Source organism: Hominimerdicola alba, from assembly GCF_900112155.1.
Classification (GTDB): domain Bacteria; phylum Bacillota; class Clostridia; order Oscillospirales; family Ruminococcaceae; genus Hominimerdicola; species Hominimerdicola alba_D.
The window spans coordinates 145,343-160,625 of the sequence record NZ_FOKQ01000002.1 but is presented as its reverse complement, the minus strand read 5'-3'; the positions used below and the strand labels follow the sequence as shown (position 1 = coordinate 160,625).

Below are 15,283 nucleotides of genomic sequence, written 5' to 3'. Positions count from 1 at the left end.
CAATGGCCCCGCGGTGGAAATTTCATCGCGGGAACATCGGCATAAAACAGAGGATAACAAAATGAGCAGATATGACTGCGGCGGCGAAGCATCAAATACAAACGCCGATACACAAATTAGCTCCGGCTTACTTAGCAAGAGAAAATTACTTGCTGTGGTCATCACTTTAGCGGCGAATATCACCGCCGTATATTATGGGACAAAAATAGACAGCGACGGCGGATTTCTCGGAGATCTGGGAGAATATATATTTTTCCTTTTCTTCGGCGGCTTAAGCGCTGTAACAGACACGTTATGGCTGGTACGCCTGGCGGTACGCAAAAACTTTTCAATAAAGAAGCGGATTCTCTTTACGGTATTGCTCCATCTGATATTCCTTGCGAGCATGATAATTTTCCCTACAGGAGATCTCGGTATTGCTGTAATTGTTTTCGAATCTGCAATGTGCGGAGTGCTTGACCTGGTATGGATGATACACGGGATAAAGAGCCTTTACAAAAAGCACCGCCCCGCAGGAAGTCCTAAAAAGATGTTTGCTTTCATCACCGTGGTGCTGAATATTTCCGCATTGGTCGCATTTCTGCTCACTCTGATCGACTCACGGTATATATCAGCGAATATGTTTGACTGCTTTCTCATATTCACTGCCATAAGTATAGTCATCGACCTGATATGGCTGATACTCGGCAGTGTAAACAGAGCAAAGCGGGGCAGAAAAAGTTGAATAAAGAGAATATAAAACAGGAGAACAAAAATGAGAAACAGATATGATAACAGCGGTTACTACGGCGGAAAGGTCTGCCCGAAATGCGGCTTCCCCAACTGTCAGATAATCAACGAATCCACCACAACAGGCGGAGGTTACAATGTTTGCGGCGGTATCTGCGGCATTATACTAACGCATAATCCGCTGGGACTGCTCTGCGGTCTCTGCGGAATGGATACCAAAACAAAGACCCGCGCATACTGGGTATGCCCCAGCTGCGGAAAGAAATTCAAGATATGACCGAGGATAAAAAGGAACGGCTCTGGCTGAAAACCATGGAATACGGCGCGAGGTGCGGCTGTCACCAGCGGGCGGACAGAAGCTTTTTTCTGGGACGCTGGCAGTTTCCCGTCTGCGCAAGATGCACAGGCGTGTACATCGGACAGACCCTGGCACTTTTGGCGGCAAAGAAGCGTATCTCGCCATGGGCGGCATTGTGCTGCTGTGAAGTAATGCTGGCGGACTGGGTATTACAGGCATTGGGTCTGAAAGAATCAACGAACCCGCGGCGGCTTGTCACAGGTATTGCGGGCGGTTTCGGGACGGCGGTGCTGTACTTTTCAGCCATACGGTCGGTGATATCGAGGGTGCGCAAAAAGATCGGTGCTTTATAACTTGGTGTTGTTGATAAGATAGATCGGGATTAAGGCAGATCAATTTACAGGAGATTATTATGAAAAAAGCAAGAATCATACTTGGAATTATTATTATGATCATCGGATCATGTATGTTTATTATATCGCTAATGAATATTGAAATTCCAAAATATGTTCCTCTTATTGCCGGTATTATTGATTTTATTGCCGCTTTTTTGATGATAATTATTACGTATAAAGAAAAAATAAAATCCTGTTTTATCTTATAGCACCTTTGTAAAAAGGTGAAAATTTCTTACAGAGAGTGATCAAATGGATATAACTAAATATCAGAAAGCGGCAGACGAGATACTCGAACGCCTTATAAATGCCATGCGGGGCGGTCAGGCGGAGATACATCCGCAGTCGCTGATATGCGCAGTGGGTGCGCTGGCAGGTTATTCATGCCAGAAAGATGTGCGCGTGATGTTCATGAAAAAGAACGGTCTTTCCGAGGACAAGGTATTCACGATAATGACCGACAAGCAGGGCAGAAAATTCTATTTCGGCGACCTGATAAACGAACCTCTCGTGAACGAGAAGTACTCGGTATGGTCCATGATAGGCGGTGCTGTCAAACAGAAAGGTGGCAAACTGCCCGATGTAAATGATATATTCCGCTACATATCCTATACCGTGGGCGGCGAGAATTTCGGGAAGCCCCGTGCCTGCGAGGTCGGCGATGATATGGGTGTATACCTGAAACAGCTGTGGCTCCCCCTTAACGGCATAGCAAGCAAGTATGCCGCAGACGGCGAACTGCACATCATATACGGCATCGCCCTGCAAAAGGCGGTATTCGCGGCGGGCAAGACAATGGATATAACCGAAGCGGCGCGTATAGCTATGGAAAGCGCTGTCAGCATGAGCAAGGTGGATTTTAATACTTATTGTAAATAGCTGAAATGCAGATATTGAATGAAAGGGGGACTTTTCAATGAAAAGGAAGATAATTATGTTAGCGGCACTTGCGGTATGCATATCGATGGCTGCTTGCGGAAGTGCTAAGGGCGATGACAGCAAGGCTGCGAAACAGGCATCTTCGGGGACGGCGCAGGATATATCCGATGATGCGGCTGTATCGGATGTTGACAAGGTCAACACAGGGGTCGTCAGCCATGCGGTGTATGACAAGAAGGTAATGAACTTTGATTTCATTGTGGATTCGGCTGAGGAATATGAGATATTCAAAGGCATAGGCGGAGAAGCACCTGAATTCAATGACATAGACTTTGACAAGTTTGCACTGCTCGCAAGAACGGGCGGCGGCAGCAGCGGCGATGAATATTCCGTGACCTGCGTGCTTGTCAGCGGCAAGAGCGTTACGATGAACGTTGAAAAGGTCACCGATGGGACGACGGACGACTATGTACAGCGTTGGTTTTATGCGATAGTATCAAAAGATGATCTGCCTGCGGATACCGAGGGGTGGACAAGACCCTCGGAAGCCGATCTCTCGGAATCGGCAGCCATGACGGTTGCTGTTAACATTGAGCCTGAAAGCTTTGACACTGCGGAATATGTGGGTCTGCTTGAAAAATACGAGGCTTTTGATGCAATGTTCGACTACATGGGCAGCAATAATATGATGCAGATATATTTTGTGACAAAGAACACTGACAGTGAGAGTATCGAACAGGATATCAGGAACTGCTTTACTACAAAGATATCTGAGGAGGGCGTGGAATTCTTATCGGTCGCCGAAGTAAGTGTGCCGAATGTGGCATACGATACTCCGCCCGAGAACTATGACAGCGGAAGCATATCCCTTTCCATACCGCTTACCGAACCATCAAGTCAGAGCGGTGAAGCGGCTGACTATATCGAAAAAGCTTTCGGACAGACGGGGCTGATAGACAAGCCCGAGGCTGACCGAATCGAGGCAAGCTTTGAGCTTGAAGACTTCCCTTCCGAGAAAGTTCAGGACTGCATTGAAACGCTTCAAAGCGCGGACAGCAAATTTGATACACAGCTGAATGGTTTCAGATTGAGATACTATTTTTAAACGAAAGGACAGATAATAATGAAGATCGAAACAAAATGTTTACACGAGGGCTATACGCCCAAGAACGGAGAGCCCAGAGTAGTGCCTATAGTACAGAGCACTACATACGTTTACGACTCCACCGATGCGGTGGCAGCGGTATTTGATGACCCTACCCTGAGCCTTATCTACGGCAGATTCGAGAACCCCACCACTGACGCAGTTGAAAAGAAGATCGCGGCTCTGGAGGGCGGTGTGGCTGCTATGTGTACCTCTTCGGGTCAGGCTGCTACCCTCTGCTCGGTACTGAACATCTGCCAGGCAGGCGACAGCTTCATATCCTCTACTGCTATCTACGGCGGTACTATCAACCTGTTCAGCATCACCATGAAGAAGCTGGGCATCGAGTGCATCTGGGTAGACCCCGACTGCACCGAGGAAGAGCTGATGGCTGCATTCAAGCCCAACACCAAGCTGGTATTCGGTGAGACCATCGCTAACCCCTCGCTGACCGTACTGGATATCGAGAAGTTCGCAAAGGCTGCACACGCTAACGGCGTTCCGCTGATCGTTGATAACACCTTTGCTACTCCTATCCTTTGCAGACCTATCGAGTGGGGCGCTGATATCGTTATGCACTCTACATCCAAGTACATGGACGGCCATGCTGTTCAGGTAGGCGGCGTTATCGTTGACAGCGGCAAGTTCGACTGGGTTGCAAGCGGCAAGTTCCCCTGCATGACCGAGCCTGACGAGAGCTATCACGGCACTGTCTATACCGAGAAGTACCCCTTCGCTCCCTTCATCGTAAAGGCTCGTATGCAGCTGATGAGAGACTTCGGCTGCTACCCCGCAGCTAACTCCTCTTTCCTGCTGAATCTGGGTCTGGAGACTCTCCATGTCCGCATGAAGCAGTATGTTGAGAACGCTAAGATAGTTGCTGAGTATCTCAACAACAACGACAAGGTAGAGAGCGTGTTCTATCCCGGTCTTGAGGGCAACAAGTACTATCCTCTGGTTCAGAAGTACCTGCCTCTGGGCGCATCGGGCGTTATCAGCTTCTCCATCAAGGGCGGCAGACCTGTTGCTGTTAAGTTCATGGACAGCCTGAAGCTGGCTTCCAACGAGGTTCACGTTGCAGATATCCGTACCTGCGTACTGCACCCCGCTTCCGCAACTCACCGTCAGCTGACCGAGGAACAGCTGGTAGCAGCAGGCATCGACGGCGGCATGATCAGATTCTCCGTTGGTCTTGAAAATGTTGAGGATATCCTCGATGACCTCAAGCAGGCATTTGCGGCTATCTGATCGCTGATACTGATTATTCGTGCGCGGAAGACTTTGGTTTTCCGCGCTTTTTGATGAGGAGATAAAATGAGATATTTTATTAAGATGTACAGATCGACAATTCGACGTTCTTTTCCGTTGTCAATGCTGCTATCCATAATACTGATCCTGTGCGTTGTATCGTTTTACTATTTGATCCTAGGCACAAAATGCTCTGTGCTTGCTGTGGTTTTGGCACTGCTCATACCTTTTATTATACACTTCATTATGGTATTGTTTGCAGTTATGATCACCAAGAAAGAGTATGACTTTGCAGTCAGGATAAATGCAGAAACACAAAATGGCGGGATATCTGCCCAAACAGTAAAAGAACTGGAAGAGCATCTGAATAATATGAAGCCTGGCAGTATCAAGATACCTTTTTTGAATAAGTCTGTGATAAGGATTGCCGCTTATTATCAAAATATTGCAGAGTATAACAAGGAAATGGATATCCTTGATAAATTCAGCAAGACCACGCTTGAAAAACCGAACAGCACCGATACGGATATCATGGAATACTATGGATACCGTATAATTGCTTGCAGTTATCTGAACGAAACAGATAAGCTTGAAAGCTACTATAACGATGCTATGAAGTTTTTTGAAGGCAATACCGAGAAAAATGATTCAATGAATATCATCATAAACAGTTCAAAGATTAACCGTGCGATCGCAAACGGTGATATTGATGAAGCAGAAACTCTTATAGCACCGATGTTTGAAAGCGATGATAATTCCCGTGTAGCTTATGCTTACATTTTTATGGCGCGGTGTGCCGCAAAGCGCGGCGATAAGCAGAAAGTCTGCGAGTATTTCGACAAAGCCGCAGAACTCAACGACAAAGGCATGGACGAAGATGCGCTCAAACTGCGCAAAGAGTATATCCTCGACCGAATGAACTGAATGTCATGAAAAAAAGGACTGCCTCACAGCAGTCCTTTTGCTTTATAAGAATACATTACTGGCGCAGATAAACGCCGTTTTCTTCGATGTAGTCTTCCATGTCGTCCTTGTAGCCGAGATGGAGGGGATCGTTATCGAGAGCTTTCAGAGCACGCTGTCCGATATCCTTACGGAAGTGCGCACCCTCGAAGCTGATCTTCTCAACGCCCTCATAAGCCTTTTCAAGAGCTGAATTCAGGGTCAGACCCTTTGCGGTAACGCCGAGAACTCGTCCGCCGCTGGTAAGGAACTTTCCGTCAGCAAGCTTTGTGCCTGCATGGAATACCTGTGCACCTTCAACCTGTCCCTTAGCGTCAAGACCCTTGATCTCGATGCCCTTGGGATAGGAGAGAGGATATCCGCCGCTTGCCATGATAACGCAGGCGCAGCTGCCTTCAGACCACTCAACGTTCAGTTCGCCCAGCTTGTGATCGTAAATAGCTTCCATGATGTCAACCAGATCGGTCTTCAGCATAGGCAGTACTACCTGTGTCTCGGGATCGCCGAAACGGCAGTTGTATTCGATGACCTTGGGTCCCTTGGGAGTGAGCATAAGTCCGAAATAGAGACAGCCCTCAAAGGTTCTGCCCTCGGAATTCATGGCATTGATAGTAGGCAGGAAGATCTTCTCCATGCACTCCTTAGCGATGGCTTCGGTGTAGTAAGGATTGGGCGAAACAGTACCCATTCCGCCTGTGTTCAGACCCTCGTCGTTGTCAAGTGCTCTCTTGTGATCCATGGAGGATATCATGGGAACAACAGTCTTACCATCGGTAAAGCTGAGTACAGATACCTCGGGACCTGTGAGATATTCCTCAACAACAATTGTTGTACTGCTGTCGCCGAACTTCTTGCCGTCGATCATTTCCTTGATAGCTTCAACAGCTTCCTGCTCGTTCTGTGCAAGTATAACGCCCTTGCCCAGTGCAAGACCGTCAGCCTTGATAACAGCAGGATAAGTGTTCTGCTGCTTTACGTAAGCTATGGCAGATTCGCTGTCATTGAATACCTCGTAGCCCGCAGTGGGGATAGAGTACTTCTTCATCAGCTCCTTGGAGAATACCTTTGAACCCTCGATTATAGCAGCTGCCTTATTAGGTCCGAAGGTCCTGAAGCCCTCAGCCTGCAAAGCATCCACCATGCCCAGTACCAGCGGATCATCGGGCGCTACAACTACAAGATCGACAGCCAGCTTTTTAGCCAGCGCAACAACACCGTCGATGTCGGTGGCACCAACGTCAAAACATTCAGCCATAGCCGATATGCCACCGTTGCCGGGGGTGCAGTAGATCTTTTCAGCTTTAGGGGACTGCGCAAGCTTAGCGATTATAGCGTGCTCGCGTCCGCCGCCGCCGACTACAAGTATTTTCATTTAAAACACTCCTTTTGAATTTATCAGGTCTTTGAGAAACGTATGGTCTTCAGAACTTCATTGAAGTTGTCCCGCATTGCTGCGGTACACTGATCGTAAGATATCACCCACACTTCGAGTACACTGGTGTCCTCTGCAAGTATGCTTATATCCAGATCGAAGGATATGCCGTCAACGGAGTATACTCCGCTGACAGTATAAGCTGCGTGTCCCCCGACCTTCGTATCGCCGCGGTCGGTGATCTCGATATCATCTTTAAGACCCTTGGAATCTATCACCGCGTCAGCGACTTCGCTCAGAGTCATTTCCGCCATGGTTTCCACCACGCGGGAATTTATCATTATCGAGCAGTTGTCTTTTGCATCGGCGATATCATCTGCCTTGTATACTATCGACATTGCAGAAGAGGATTCCTGAGTGGTCTCCCACTTTTTGTCGTCCGCCTTTACTGTAAAGACAGGCTTGGTCTCCTTTTTCTTTTCCGCCGCCGAAGATGTTGTATCCGCATTATCGGGGTCTTTGATCTCAATTACCGTTTTATCGTCAGCTCCCGCCTCCGAGCTGTCCGCAGCCACAGTTCCGTCAGCCGCAGGACTGCCCTCGTTCGGGTCAATAACTACTATACCGGGAGTATCCCCCGAAGGGGCTGCGCCCTCCGAGTTACTGTCCTTTTTGCCCGAGCCGTCCTTGCTTTCCTTGCCGCCGCAGGCAGCAAGACTGACAGCCATGACTGCTGCCAGAGCAGCGATAGCGATCTTTTTCATTTCAAACCACACTTCTGTCAAAATTTTATGAGATTATTCAGCCTCAACGACCTCTGCGATCTCGAGAGTCTCCTCTGCGGTCACAGTTTCTTCCTCGGTAGTAGTCTCGTCATCGGTGGTCTCCTCATCGGTAACGATAACGTCGTCAGAAACAACAGCCTGAGCAGCAGGCTTGGAATCGTTAGCCTTCTCCTCTTCCTTCTTACCGCAAGCGGTCAGAGACATAGCAGCAACAGCTGCAGCGATGATCATTACTTTAGCAAATACCTTATTCATTTTAAATTACTCCATTCATGCGCCGATATTTCGGCTAAAATTTTACTTTCCGAATATATGCGCCATGCGCATTATTCAACTTACCCAGCGACCCCTTGCCGCCGTCCAACGAACCGGCATTATGCCGGCATATCCCACTTTCTGTGAGATTATTCAGCGATCACGAGAGTCTCTTCCTCGGTAACTGTTTCTTCCTCGGTAGTAGTCTCGTCATCAGTGGTCTCTTCATCGGTCACAACAACGTCGTCAGAAACAACAGCCTGAGCTGCGGGCTTGGAATCGTTTGCCTTTTCCTCTTCCTTCTTGCCGCAAGCAGACAGTGCCATTGCTGCAACAGCAGCCACGATGATCATTACCTTACTAAACTTCTTCATTTTACATTACTCCATTCATGCCGCCGGACTTTCCGGCTGAAATTTTATTTGTAACGGCATAACGATCTCCCATATCTCCCATCATTACAGTAAATGGCATATCTTCACATATACCCTCAGCAGTATCTGCGTTTGGGACAGGTATGAATATCTATGTCATTTACTATAATGAGAGCGGTATGGAATACTTTATGTCGGTTACTTACTTTCCTTACTATGCGTCATGCGCATAAATTCCTTACTGTGCGGTCTTGCCGCTATTCAAACTGCACCGACCACATAAGGTCGCGCAGGTCATTGTCGATATCCGCAACACTTGTTTCGGTTATCGTAAAGCAGACATTCAGTTCCGTATATCCGTTGAAGCCCGTGTACTGCAATATCCTGGATTCAACGCCGAAAGCAGACGCATCGAGAGTGTACTCTCTGCGCATCCAGTTTCTGCCGTTGATCTCAAGAGTACTCCAGTCGATAAGGGTCTGCCCTGCGGGCGGGTCATCCTTTTCAATATACTGCTGAGCTACCTCGTCGATATCGTACTGTGAAATGTCATTTGATGTCTGGTTTGAAGCCAGCACACAGGTAGAGCTGTTGTCCCCAAGCCAGCCGAAGATATACTCTATACCATCGGTGGAACCGTCAGCTGCATTTATCTGTGCGGTGGAAGATGCGTCCACCCACTTTGCAAGGTCAACATCAAAACTGTAGCCTGTGCCGTTCATGTGGACTATCTGAGGTTCAGCGGGTGCAGGTTCTTCGGCTTTGGAAGAATCAGTATCAGCCGCACTCGATACCTCGGGTGCGCTTTCGGCAGGGGCTTCCGTTTCAGCTGCCGAGCTTTCCTCAGCTTCGCTGCTTTCTGCCTCTGCTTCAATGCTGTCCTCAGCTATACTGCTGCTTTCCTCAGCGGTAACAGCCTTGCTGCTGTCCTTTGCTGCGGCACTTTCTCCCGACTTTTCATCGGTGGCTTTGCCGCAGGCGTTGAGGATCACCGCCGCCGACAGCGCCGCAATAAGTATCTTTTTATCCATTAGTGATGGAACAGTCTGATGCCTGTAAATGCCATAGCCATGCCGTACTTGTTGCAGGTGTCTATAACATTGTCATCACGGATAGATCCGCCGGGCTCAGCGATGTAAGCCACACCAGACTTCTTAGCTCTCTCGATATTGTCGCCGAAGGGGAAGAACGCATCTGAACCGAGACATACGTCAGTATTCTTAGCCAGCCATTCCTTCTTCTCCTCGCGGGTCAGAGGCTCAGGCTTGGTCTTGAATATTCTCTGCCACTCGCCCTCAGCCAGAACGTCCTCGTACTCATCACCGATATAAACATCGATAGCGTTGTCGCGGTCAGGTCTGCGGATATCATCCTTGAAAGGCAGAGCCATTACCTTGGGGTTCTGTCTCAGCCACCAGTTGTCAGCCTTGCTGCCTGCAAGTCTTGTGCAGTGTACTCTTGACTGCTGACCTGCACCGATACCGATAGCCTGTCCGTTCTTTACATAGCATACAGAGTTGGACTGTGTATACTTCAGTGTGATAAGGGAGATCATCAGATCTTCCAGCTTGTCATCGGGGATATCCTTGTTCTCGGTAACAACGTTGGAGAGCAGCTCCTTGTCGATCTTCAGCTCGTTTCTGCCCTGCTCGAAAGTCACACCGAATACCTGCTTGCGCTCGATCTCAGCGGGAACATAGTTCTCGTCGATCTTGATGATATTATATGTACCCTTTCTCTTGGACTTGAGTATCTCCAGAGCTTCATCGGTATAGCCGGGAGCGATAACGCCGTCGGATACCTCTCTCTGTATCATCTTGGCAGTAGGAACATCACATACATCGGACAGTGCGATGAAATCGCCGTAGCTGGACATTCTGTCTGCACCTCTTGCCCTTGCATAAGCGCAAGCCAGGGGAGAAAGCTCGCCCAGATCGTCAACGAAGTATATCTTAGCCTCAGTCTCTGTCAGGGGTCTGCCGATAGCAGCACCTGCGGGAGATACGTGCTTGAAAGAAGTTGCAGCACACATACCCGTAGCAGCTTTCAGCTCCTTTACCAGCTGCCAGCCGTTGAAAGCATCCAGCAGGTTGATGTAGCCGGGCTTGCCGTTGAGAACTTCTATAGGAAGATCCTTACCGTCCTCCATATAAACTCTCGACGGCTTCTGATTGGGGTTGCAGCCGTACTTCAAAAGCATCTCGTTTGCCATTGTTATTACCTCCGATTAAAATATTGATTTATCTTTATCCGCAGGCGGACCTGCGGGGTCATCAGACTCTTTTCCGCCATATTACTTACGGACGATCCTGTCCAGATCTTCTTTGGAAGGCAGTCCCTCTTTATCCCATATGGTGATCTCGGGATGCGTATCCCTTACCTTTTCCAGTAAACAATCACGTTCTTCTCCGATCTCAAAATCCATAAACGAACGAGTCCCGTTGTTCTCATATATCCAAAGCTGATATACCATGGCAAGGTCCCTCTTTGTCAGACAGATAATATCGCTGAAAAGAGATATCCTGCCTGAAGAATAGCTGAATAAGCCAATATCCAGAAGAGCGTACTCCTCGCCGCGGTCAGGGCAGTTTTCAAGGACTGCTTCAAGATTACCGTTATACATCGTGTTTGAACGTTTCATCTGCTTTTTGAATTTTGTGATCACCCAAAAATAGATGAACCAGAAAATCAAACAGAACAGGATTGCGCAGACCGCCAAGCCCACCTCAAAGTCGGTTTCGGGCGCTATGCACAGTATAAGTGTACAAAATGTTATACCTATATCTGCACCCAGTATTTTCCTGCGGTTGCGTGCATATTTATTGTTTTTCATATTCAACTATAAGTTCAGTCACAGTCAGCATAAAGCTGATACTTTCCGCAGTGCAGGCACCTGAAAAGGTATCCCTGCAAACCGCTCTCGTTTTCCATGTTCTCTCTTATCACATCTATATCGAACATAGCCGCGTCCTTGCGGTAGATATCTTCAAGGCTTTCTGCCAGACCCATTTTTTCAAGTTCTTCCATGCCAACGTATCCCACGAAGGCACAGTAGTCATTACAATGAGCCAGCCAGACTTCCTGCTGCCACCCCCGGTATCCGGGAGTGCGGTGTATCAGTTCGTCCAGCTTTGATCCATCATCTATCTCCTCACAGCTGTAGGCGTCCTGGAACTCGCTGTCAAATTTCTTTGCGGCACTGCCGTCGGCTATGCACCATGGACACAGACATTCAACTGTATCTATGCTGTAAAAGGGACTGTGATAATAATACTCAGTCTCTTTGCCACAGCATTCGCATACCCGTGGCTCGTCAGCTTTTTTGAAAGCTTCCGTACCTATGGGGTCTGGGTGATATCTGAACTTCGGGAACTCTCTTTCCATATCATACCTCACTTTCGGACACTATTGCAGCCTATCACAAAATATTAATATGGTCGAGTAAAACTGATATGAAGGCACCTGCCAAAGCAAACAGAAGTGCGGTAATTGCCATTTTGACAGCAACAGGTAATCCTGCTTTGACACTCAGCGTCTTTTCGACTTCTTTTGGAGGAGTCGGTAACTTTTTTGATAAGACCGCCGGTACTGCAATAAAGGATATTAATACCACAAACAATATCATCTCGCCAAATTTATACCCGTCTGAGCTCTCGAAGATGTATGTAACCAGAAAAGCAAATATTGTCAGCAGGAACACCATCCCGTAGTAGAGATAAGTAGTATTTTTCCAGTGCTGGAGACGTTTGCCGTAGTCATACCTGATATGTTCGCTGTTCTTGAATTCATTTTTGGTTTTTTCAAGGGCATCCGCATCAGACTCTGCCTTTATATCAAGCACCGAATCACAGTAGGGGCATCTTGTCAGCTCCTGACCCGGGGTATATTTTATATCGCCCGAACAGTTCGGACATTTTACAGCTGTTATCTGCATGGTATATTACTCATCTTCACTTTCTGTTCCTTCAGCCTTATCGAAAGATACTGTTATCACGGTTTTTTATCCCATTCCTGCACGATATGCTCCCATCTATCCGTAGATGAAAGCAACTATTAAACCACCTGCCAAAGCAAACAGAAATGCGGTAATTGCTATTTTGACAGCAACAAGCAGACCTGATCTTAGCCTCAGCGTCTCTGCGACTTCTTTTGGGGGAGTCGGTACCATTTTTGATAAGATCGGCGGTACTGCAAAAAAGGATATAAATATCATCAGCAAGATCATCTTGCCAAGATTATACCCGTCTGAGTGATTTTTGCAGCGGTCTGCCAACATTAAAGATATGAATGACAGCAGTAACTCCAGCCCATAGTAGATATAAGTGCTGATTTTCCAGCGTCGAACGCGTTTGCCGTAGTCATCCCTGATATGCGCGATATTCTTGAATTCATTTTTGGTTCTTTCAAGAGCGACCGCATCAGGTCCTGGCTTTATGTTCAGCATCGAATCACAGTAGGGACATCTTGTCACCTGCTGACCCGGGGCATAGGTTATATCGCCCGAACAGTTCGGACATTTTATAACTGTTATCTGCATAGTAGATTACTCATCTGCGCTTTCTGTTTCCTCAGCCTGATATACTGCATCCCCTGCGGGTGAGTTTCTTAATTTATTATATCCTCGACGATAACTGCGATAAGAAGTCCGCCCATTGAAGAAAGGATCGACATGATATAGAGTTTCACCGTGTTGCCAACGCCCCTTTTGAGCTTGAAGCCGCTTTCAACTGCAGCGGGTGCATTCGGGACGACGCTGTTAAGCCATATCGGGAAACCTATCATTACAATAAGCAGAATAGCGACGATAGCCGTGCCGACACCGTCCTTTATGAACTTATCCGCAAGATATGCCGCGCACGTTGCCACAGCGATGACACCGTAGTATATCTTTTTCTTGAGATGCCACTTTTTGACATCTTTGAGATACTTCTCTCTTTCAGCCTGCATATCAGCATTATGCATACGTTCCCTGCGAAGCTCTTCCTCAGCTATACGGCCTTCTGTGTCCATATTCAGGGTCGAATCACAGTAAGGACATTTTACCACCCTTTGATGTGGATCATAGTTTATATCGCCCGAACAGTTCGGACATTTCATAACCGTTATTTCCATAGTGTTCTCCTTTGGTGGAAAATCGTTTCTTCTAGCTGTCAGCCTGAGATACCGCCGAACTTGAAGCTGTACCTTCCTCTGGCTTGCTGTCATCTTTTATCAAGCCCGTCACAACACCGCCCAGCAGTACAAGTCCGATGAATATACCGTAAAGCGCACCTTTTTTAAGGGGTCTCTCTTTCTTGGAAAGCTCCCCTTCCAGATCTTTCGGGATATCGGGCGCCGCAAGACGAAGCACAGGCGATGCCGCAAATATAAAGAATATCGCAGGCAGCCCTAAAAAAGCGCTGTCGGATAAACTCAGCAGCACCCCCGATAAAACAGCCAGCGGCAGTGAGATATAAAATATCACCCGCCATATTTTCAGATCCTTGAAGTACTTGTCTCTGTTGTGGGCAAGCCTAGAAGTATCCCTCTCAAACTCCCGCTCCTCGGCGGTCATGCTTATCTGTATCTGCGAATCGCAGTAGGGGCAGACCGCCTTGGCTTTGCCGGGAGTATATTTTATATCGCCCGAACAGTTCGGGCATTTCATTGCTCTGAGTTCCATAGTACGGATCAGTCCAGATCGAAACAGCGCTCGCAGTCATCGGTGACAAGTATGAGTCTCTCGTCCTCAACTCTTCCGCCTGTTATGTGGTTTTCACTGATAAAACGGAAATACTCCATATGCTCTTCAAGAGTTCTGTGCTCGGGTATCATCACAGGCATAGGCTCTGCACGGGAACCCTGAAAAGCTATACGTTGACATTCAGTGTGCACTTCCTGTATCATGTCATGTATCTTGCCTTTATTGGCGGGGTCGGTAAATTTCTCATAACGCTCCCGTCCTATGTCATAAAGCTCGGTCATCTGAGTACCGCCGATATTGCCTGCAAAAACATAACGGCCGTCCTCAGTCATACCAAGTGTGTACTCGCTTCCGGGGGCTATAGAGAAATATCTTATCAGCCGGCGTGCCATTACTTTGAATACTTGTTTACGATCTTTGAAACAGCCTTGCCTGTCTCAATATCGATAAACCTTACAAACAGCGATACCTTGTTGTCCTCGTTCAGCGCGTTCCAGAGACCGTTTGTGAACTCGTCGATATCGTTGGGTATAGTAACCTTCTTGGGCTCACCCTCAAAGCTGGGCAGAGGATTGCCGTCACCCATGTAGGTGTGGATGAAATGACCGAAACCTGCTATGGGAGTTGAGTATGTGAAAGTGAATCTCTCAACGCTGTCGGGGTTGCCGTCAGCGGATTTCAGTATGCTCATAGCATAGTTGTACTGACCGTCGCCAACGTGCATGATACCCGAGATCCTGGGTGTGTAGTTGGGAGCATCGTCCTCATACTCACGGGTGCGCAGGCTCTGCTCGAAAGTCTGCTGCTTGTCCATCAGCTCGTATATAGTATCGGTCTGGTCGCCGTTGGTAACGATGGTCTTGTTGCCCAGTACCCTAACAGGGGAATATATTATCAGATGGGGATCTGAAAGCTTTGAAGGATCAGCAGCCTCGGTCTTGATGCCGTCCTCGGTCTCAGTGAAAACTCTGTTTCTGGAGTTCACGCTTCTGCCCATGATGAAGTAAGCAGTAACAGCGTGCTTGCCGTCAGCGCTCTTACCGATAACTATACCTCTTCCGGGGTAAGCGTTGCCTTTCAGTTCCTCATAAATGTCAAGTGTTTTCATATTTTTTGACCTCCTTGATAAGGTTTATGGTTGACCATTGATCTTTGATT

Annotated in this window: 22 protein-coding genes; 8 read left to right on the top strand and 14 right to left on the bottom strand. The window is 47.7% G+C overall.

Translation table 11 applies throughout. The annotated features are described in order from the left end of the window. The first annotated feature begins 61 nt into the window (after positions 1-61). From BM265_RS01940 to BM265_RS01905, 8 genes are all read left to right on the top strand, one after another. Positions 62-724 carry a hypothetical protein gene (locus tag BM265_RS01940; RefSeq protein WP_074959791.1) on the top strand — a complete coding sequence of 221 codons (663 nt, stop codon included), beginning with the start codon at positions 62-64 and terminating at the stop codon, positions 722-724. A 30-nt stretch (positions 725-754) separates the two neighbouring features. Further along, positions 755-1,006: a hypothetical protein gene (locus BM265_RS01935; protein WP_074959790.1), complete on the top strand. Its 252-nt coding sequence runs from the start codon at positions 755-757 to the stop codon at positions 1,004-1,006. Beyond that, positions 1,003-1,380, top strand: coding sequence for a DUF2085 domain-containing protein (locus tag BM265_RS01930; protein WP_074959789.1), 378 nt, complete (start codon positions 1,003-1,005; stop codon positions 1,378-1,380). The genes BM265_RS01935 and BM265_RS01930 overlap by 4 nt, the downstream gene beginning before the upstream one ends. Before the next feature lie 59 nt (positions 1,381-1,439). Further along, complete coding sequence (locus BM265_RS01925) at positions 1,440-1,631, top strand: hypothetical protein (RefSeq protein ID WP_074959788.1); 192 nt, start codon at positions 1,440-1,442, stop codon at positions 1,629-1,631. A gap of 43 nt (positions 1,632-1,674) precedes the next feature. Further along, positions 1,675-2,301, top strand: a complete 627-nt coding sequence (locus BM265_RS01920; protein ID WP_074959787.1) for a hypothetical protein — start codon at positions 1,675-1,677, stop codon at positions 2,299-2,301. Positions 2,302-2,338: 37 nt separating this feature from the next. After that, positions 2,339-3,406: an LptM family lipoprotein gene (locus BM265_RS01915; RefSeq protein WP_074959786.1), complete on the top strand. Its 1,068-nt coding sequence runs from the start codon at positions 2,339-2,341 to the stop codon at positions 3,404-3,406. A gap of 18 nt (positions 3,407-3,424) precedes the next feature. After that, positions 3,425-4,693 carry an O-acetylhomoserine aminocarboxypropyltransferase/cysteine synthase family protein gene (locus BM265_RS01910; RefSeq protein ID WP_074959785.1) on the top strand — a complete coding sequence of 423 codons (1,269 nt, stop codon included), beginning with the start codon at positions 3,425-3,427 and terminating at the stop codon, positions 4,691-4,693. Positions 4,694-4,939: 246 nt separating this feature from the next. Then, positions 4,940-5,617 (top strand): hypothetical protein, encoded by a 678-nt coding sequence (locus BM265_RS01905; RefSeq protein ID WP_207646942.1) that lies wholly within the window; start codon positions 4,940-4,942, stop codon positions 5,615-5,617. A 55-nt stretch (positions 5,618-5,672) separates the two neighbouring features. Here BM265_RS01905 and purD read toward each other — a convergent pair whose 3' ends face one another. From purD to BM265_RS01835, 14 genes are all read right to left on the bottom strand, one after another. Next, complete coding sequence (purD, locus tag BM265_RS01900; protein WP_074959783.1) at positions 5,673-7,028, bottom strand: phosphoribosylamine--glycine ligase; 1,356 nt, start codon at positions 7,026-7,028, stop codon at positions 5,673-5,675. Between the two features lie 23 nt (positions 7,029-7,051). After that, positions 7,052-7,792 (bottom strand): hypothetical protein, encoded by a 741-nt coding sequence (locus BM265_RS01895; protein WP_074959782.1) that lies wholly within the window; start codon positions 7,790-7,792, stop codon positions 7,052-7,054. Positions 7,793-7,825: 33 nt separating this feature from the next. Further along, complete coding sequence (locus tag BM265_RS01890) at positions 7,826-8,068, bottom strand: hypothetical protein (protein ID WP_074959781.1); 243 nt, start codon at positions 8,066-8,068, stop codon at positions 7,826-7,828. 149 nt (positions 8,069-8,217) lie between these two features. Continuing rightward, positions 8,218-8,442 (bottom strand): hypothetical protein, encoded by a 225-nt coding sequence (locus tag BM265_RS01885; RefSeq protein WP_074959780.1) that lies wholly within the window; start codon positions 8,440-8,442, stop codon positions 8,218-8,220. A 257-nt stretch (positions 8,443-8,699) separates the two neighbouring features. Then, positions 8,700-9,473: a hypothetical protein gene (locus BM265_RS01880; protein ID WP_074959779.1), complete on the bottom strand. Its 774-nt coding sequence runs from the start codon at positions 9,471-9,473 to the stop codon at positions 8,700-8,702. Continuing rightward, positions 9,473-10,654 carry a phosphoribosylaminoimidazolecarboxamide formyltransferase gene (locus tag BM265_RS01875; protein ID WP_074959778.1) on the bottom strand — a complete coding sequence of 394 codons (1,182 nt, stop codon included), beginning with the start codon at positions 10,652-10,654 and terminating at the stop codon, positions 9,473-9,475. Before BM265_RS01875 ends, BM265_RS01880 begins: the two co-directional genes overlap by 1 nt. 81 nt (positions 10,655-10,735) lie before the next feature. After that, positions 10,736-11,275: a hypothetical protein gene (locus BM265_RS01870; RefSeq protein WP_143098649.1), complete on the bottom strand. Its 540-nt coding sequence runs from the start codon at positions 11,273-11,275 to the stop codon at positions 10,736-10,738. Positions 11,276-11,289: 14 nt separating this feature from the next. Next, entirely contained in the window at positions 11,290-11,826 is a 537-nt protein-coding gene (locus BM265_RS01865) for a CbrC family protein (protein WP_074959776.1), read from the bottom strand. A gap of 34 nt (positions 11,827-11,860) precedes the next feature. After that, positions 11,861-12,283 carry a sodium-dependent bicarbonate transport family permease gene (locus tag BM265_RS01860; RefSeq protein WP_207646941.1) on the bottom strand — a complete coding sequence of 141 codons (423 nt, stop codon included), beginning with the start codon at positions 12,281-12,283 and terminating at the stop codon, positions 11,861-11,863. 189 nt (positions 12,284-12,472) lie between these two features. After that, positions 12,473-12,979 (bottom strand): TFIIB-type zinc ribbon-containing protein, encoded by a 507-nt coding sequence (locus BM265_RS01855; RefSeq protein ID WP_074959774.1) that lies wholly within the window; start codon positions 12,977-12,979, stop codon positions 12,473-12,475. 68 nt (positions 12,980-13,047) lie between these two features. Beyond that, positions 13,048-13,554: a TFIIB-type zinc ribbon-containing protein gene (locus BM265_RS01850; RefSeq protein WP_074959773.1), complete on the bottom strand. Its 507-nt coding sequence runs from the start codon at positions 13,552-13,554 to the stop codon at positions 13,048-13,050. Positions 13,555-13,585: 31 nt separating this feature from the next. Then, complete coding sequence (locus tag BM265_RS01845; protein ID WP_143098648.1) at positions 13,586-14,104, bottom strand: TFIIB-type zinc ribbon-containing protein; 519 nt, start codon at positions 14,102-14,104, stop codon at positions 13,586-13,588. An 8-nt stretch (positions 14,105-14,112) separates the two neighbouring features. Continuing rightward, complete coding sequence (locus BM265_RS01840; protein WP_074959771.1) at positions 14,113-14,517, bottom strand: hypothetical protein; 405 nt, start codon at positions 14,515-14,517, stop codon at positions 14,113-14,115. Continuing rightward, the gene (locus BM265_RS01835; protein ID WP_074830430.1) at positions 14,517-15,233 is read right to left on the bottom strand and encodes an IMP cyclohydrolase; all 717 of its coding nucleotides are present in this window, start codon (positions 15,231-15,233) and stop codon (positions 14,517-14,519) included. Before BM265_RS01835 ends, BM265_RS01840 begins: the two co-directional genes overlap by 1 nt. Positions 15,234-15,283: the final 50 nt, after the last annotated feature.

Coding starts and splice junctions, on each gene's coding strand:
- BM265_RS01940 (WP_074959791.1), top strand. CDS start 62: ATGAGCAGATATGACTGCGGCGGCGAAGCATCAAATACAAACGCCGAT.
- BM265_RS01935 (WP_074959790.1), top strand. CDS start 755: ATGAGAAACAGATATGATAACAGCGGTTACTACGGCGGAAAGGTCTGC.
- BM265_RS01930 (WP_074959789.1), top strand. CDS start 1,003: ATGACCGAGGATAAAAAGGAACGGCTCTGGCTGAAAACCATGGAATAC.
- BM265_RS01925 (WP_074959788.1), top strand. CDS start 1,440: ATGAAAAAAGCAAGAATCATACTTGGAATTATTATTATGATCATCGGA.
- BM265_RS01920 (WP_074959787.1), top strand. CDS start 1,675: ATGGATATAACTAAATATCAGAAAGCGGCAGACGAGATACTCGAACGC.
- BM265_RS01915 (WP_074959786.1), top strand. CDS start 2,339: ATGAAAAGGAAGATAATTATGTTAGCGGCACTTGCGGTATGCATATCG.
- BM265_RS01910 (WP_074959785.1), top strand. CDS start 3,425: ATGAAGATCGAAACAAAATGTTTACACGAGGGCTATACGCCCAAGAAC.
- BM265_RS01905 (WP_207646942.1), top strand. CDS start 4,940: ATGGTATTGTTTGCAGTTATGATCACCAAGAAAGAGTATGACTTTGCA.
- purD (WP_074959783.1), bottom strand. CDS start 7,028: ATGAAAATACTTGTAGTCGGCGGCGGCGGACGCGAGCACGCTATAATC.
- BM265_RS01895 (WP_074959782.1), bottom strand. CDS start 7,792: ATGAAAAAGATCGCTATCGCTGCTCTGGCAGCAGTCATGGCTGTCAGT.
- BM265_RS01890 (WP_074959781.1), bottom strand. CDS start 8,068: ATGAATAAGGTATTTGCTAAAGTAATGATCATCGCTGCAGCTGTTGCT.
- BM265_RS01885 (WP_074959780.1), bottom strand. CDS start 8,442: ATGAAGAAGTTTAGTAAGGTAATGATCATCGTGGCTGCTGTTGCAGCA.
- BM265_RS01880 (WP_074959779.1), bottom strand. CDS start 9,473: ATGGATAAAAAGATACTTATTGCGGCGCTGTCGGCGGCGGTGATCCTC.
- BM265_RS01875 (WP_074959778.1), bottom strand. CDS start 10,654: ATGGCAAACGAGATGCTTTTGAAGTACGGCTGCAACCCCAATCAGAAG.
- BM265_RS01870 (WP_143098649.1), bottom strand. CDS start 11,275: ATGAAAAACAATAAATATGCACGCAACCGCAGGAAAATACTGGGTGCA.
- BM265_RS01865 (WP_074959776.1), bottom strand. CDS start 11,826: ATGGAAAGAGAGTTCCCGAAGTTCAGATATCACCCAGACCCCATAGGT.
- BM265_RS01855 (WP_074959774.1), bottom strand. CDS start 12,979: ATGCAGATAACAGTTATAAAATGTCCGAACTGTTCGGGCGATATAACC.
- BM265_RS01850 (WP_074959773.1), bottom strand. CDS start 13,554: ATGGAAATAACGGTTATGAAATGTCCGAACTGTTCGGGCGATATAAAC.
- BM265_RS01845 (WP_143098648.1), bottom strand. CDS start 14,104: ATGGAACTCAGAGCAATGAAATGCCCGAACTGTTCGGGCGATATAAAA.
- BM265_RS01840 (WP_074959771.1), bottom strand. CDS start 14,517: ATGGCACGCCGGCTGATAAGATATTTCTCTATAGCCCCCGGAAGCGAG.
- BM265_RS01835 (WP_074830430.1), bottom strand. CDS start 15,233: ATGAAAACACTTGACATTTATGAGGAACTGAAAGGCAACGCTTACCCC.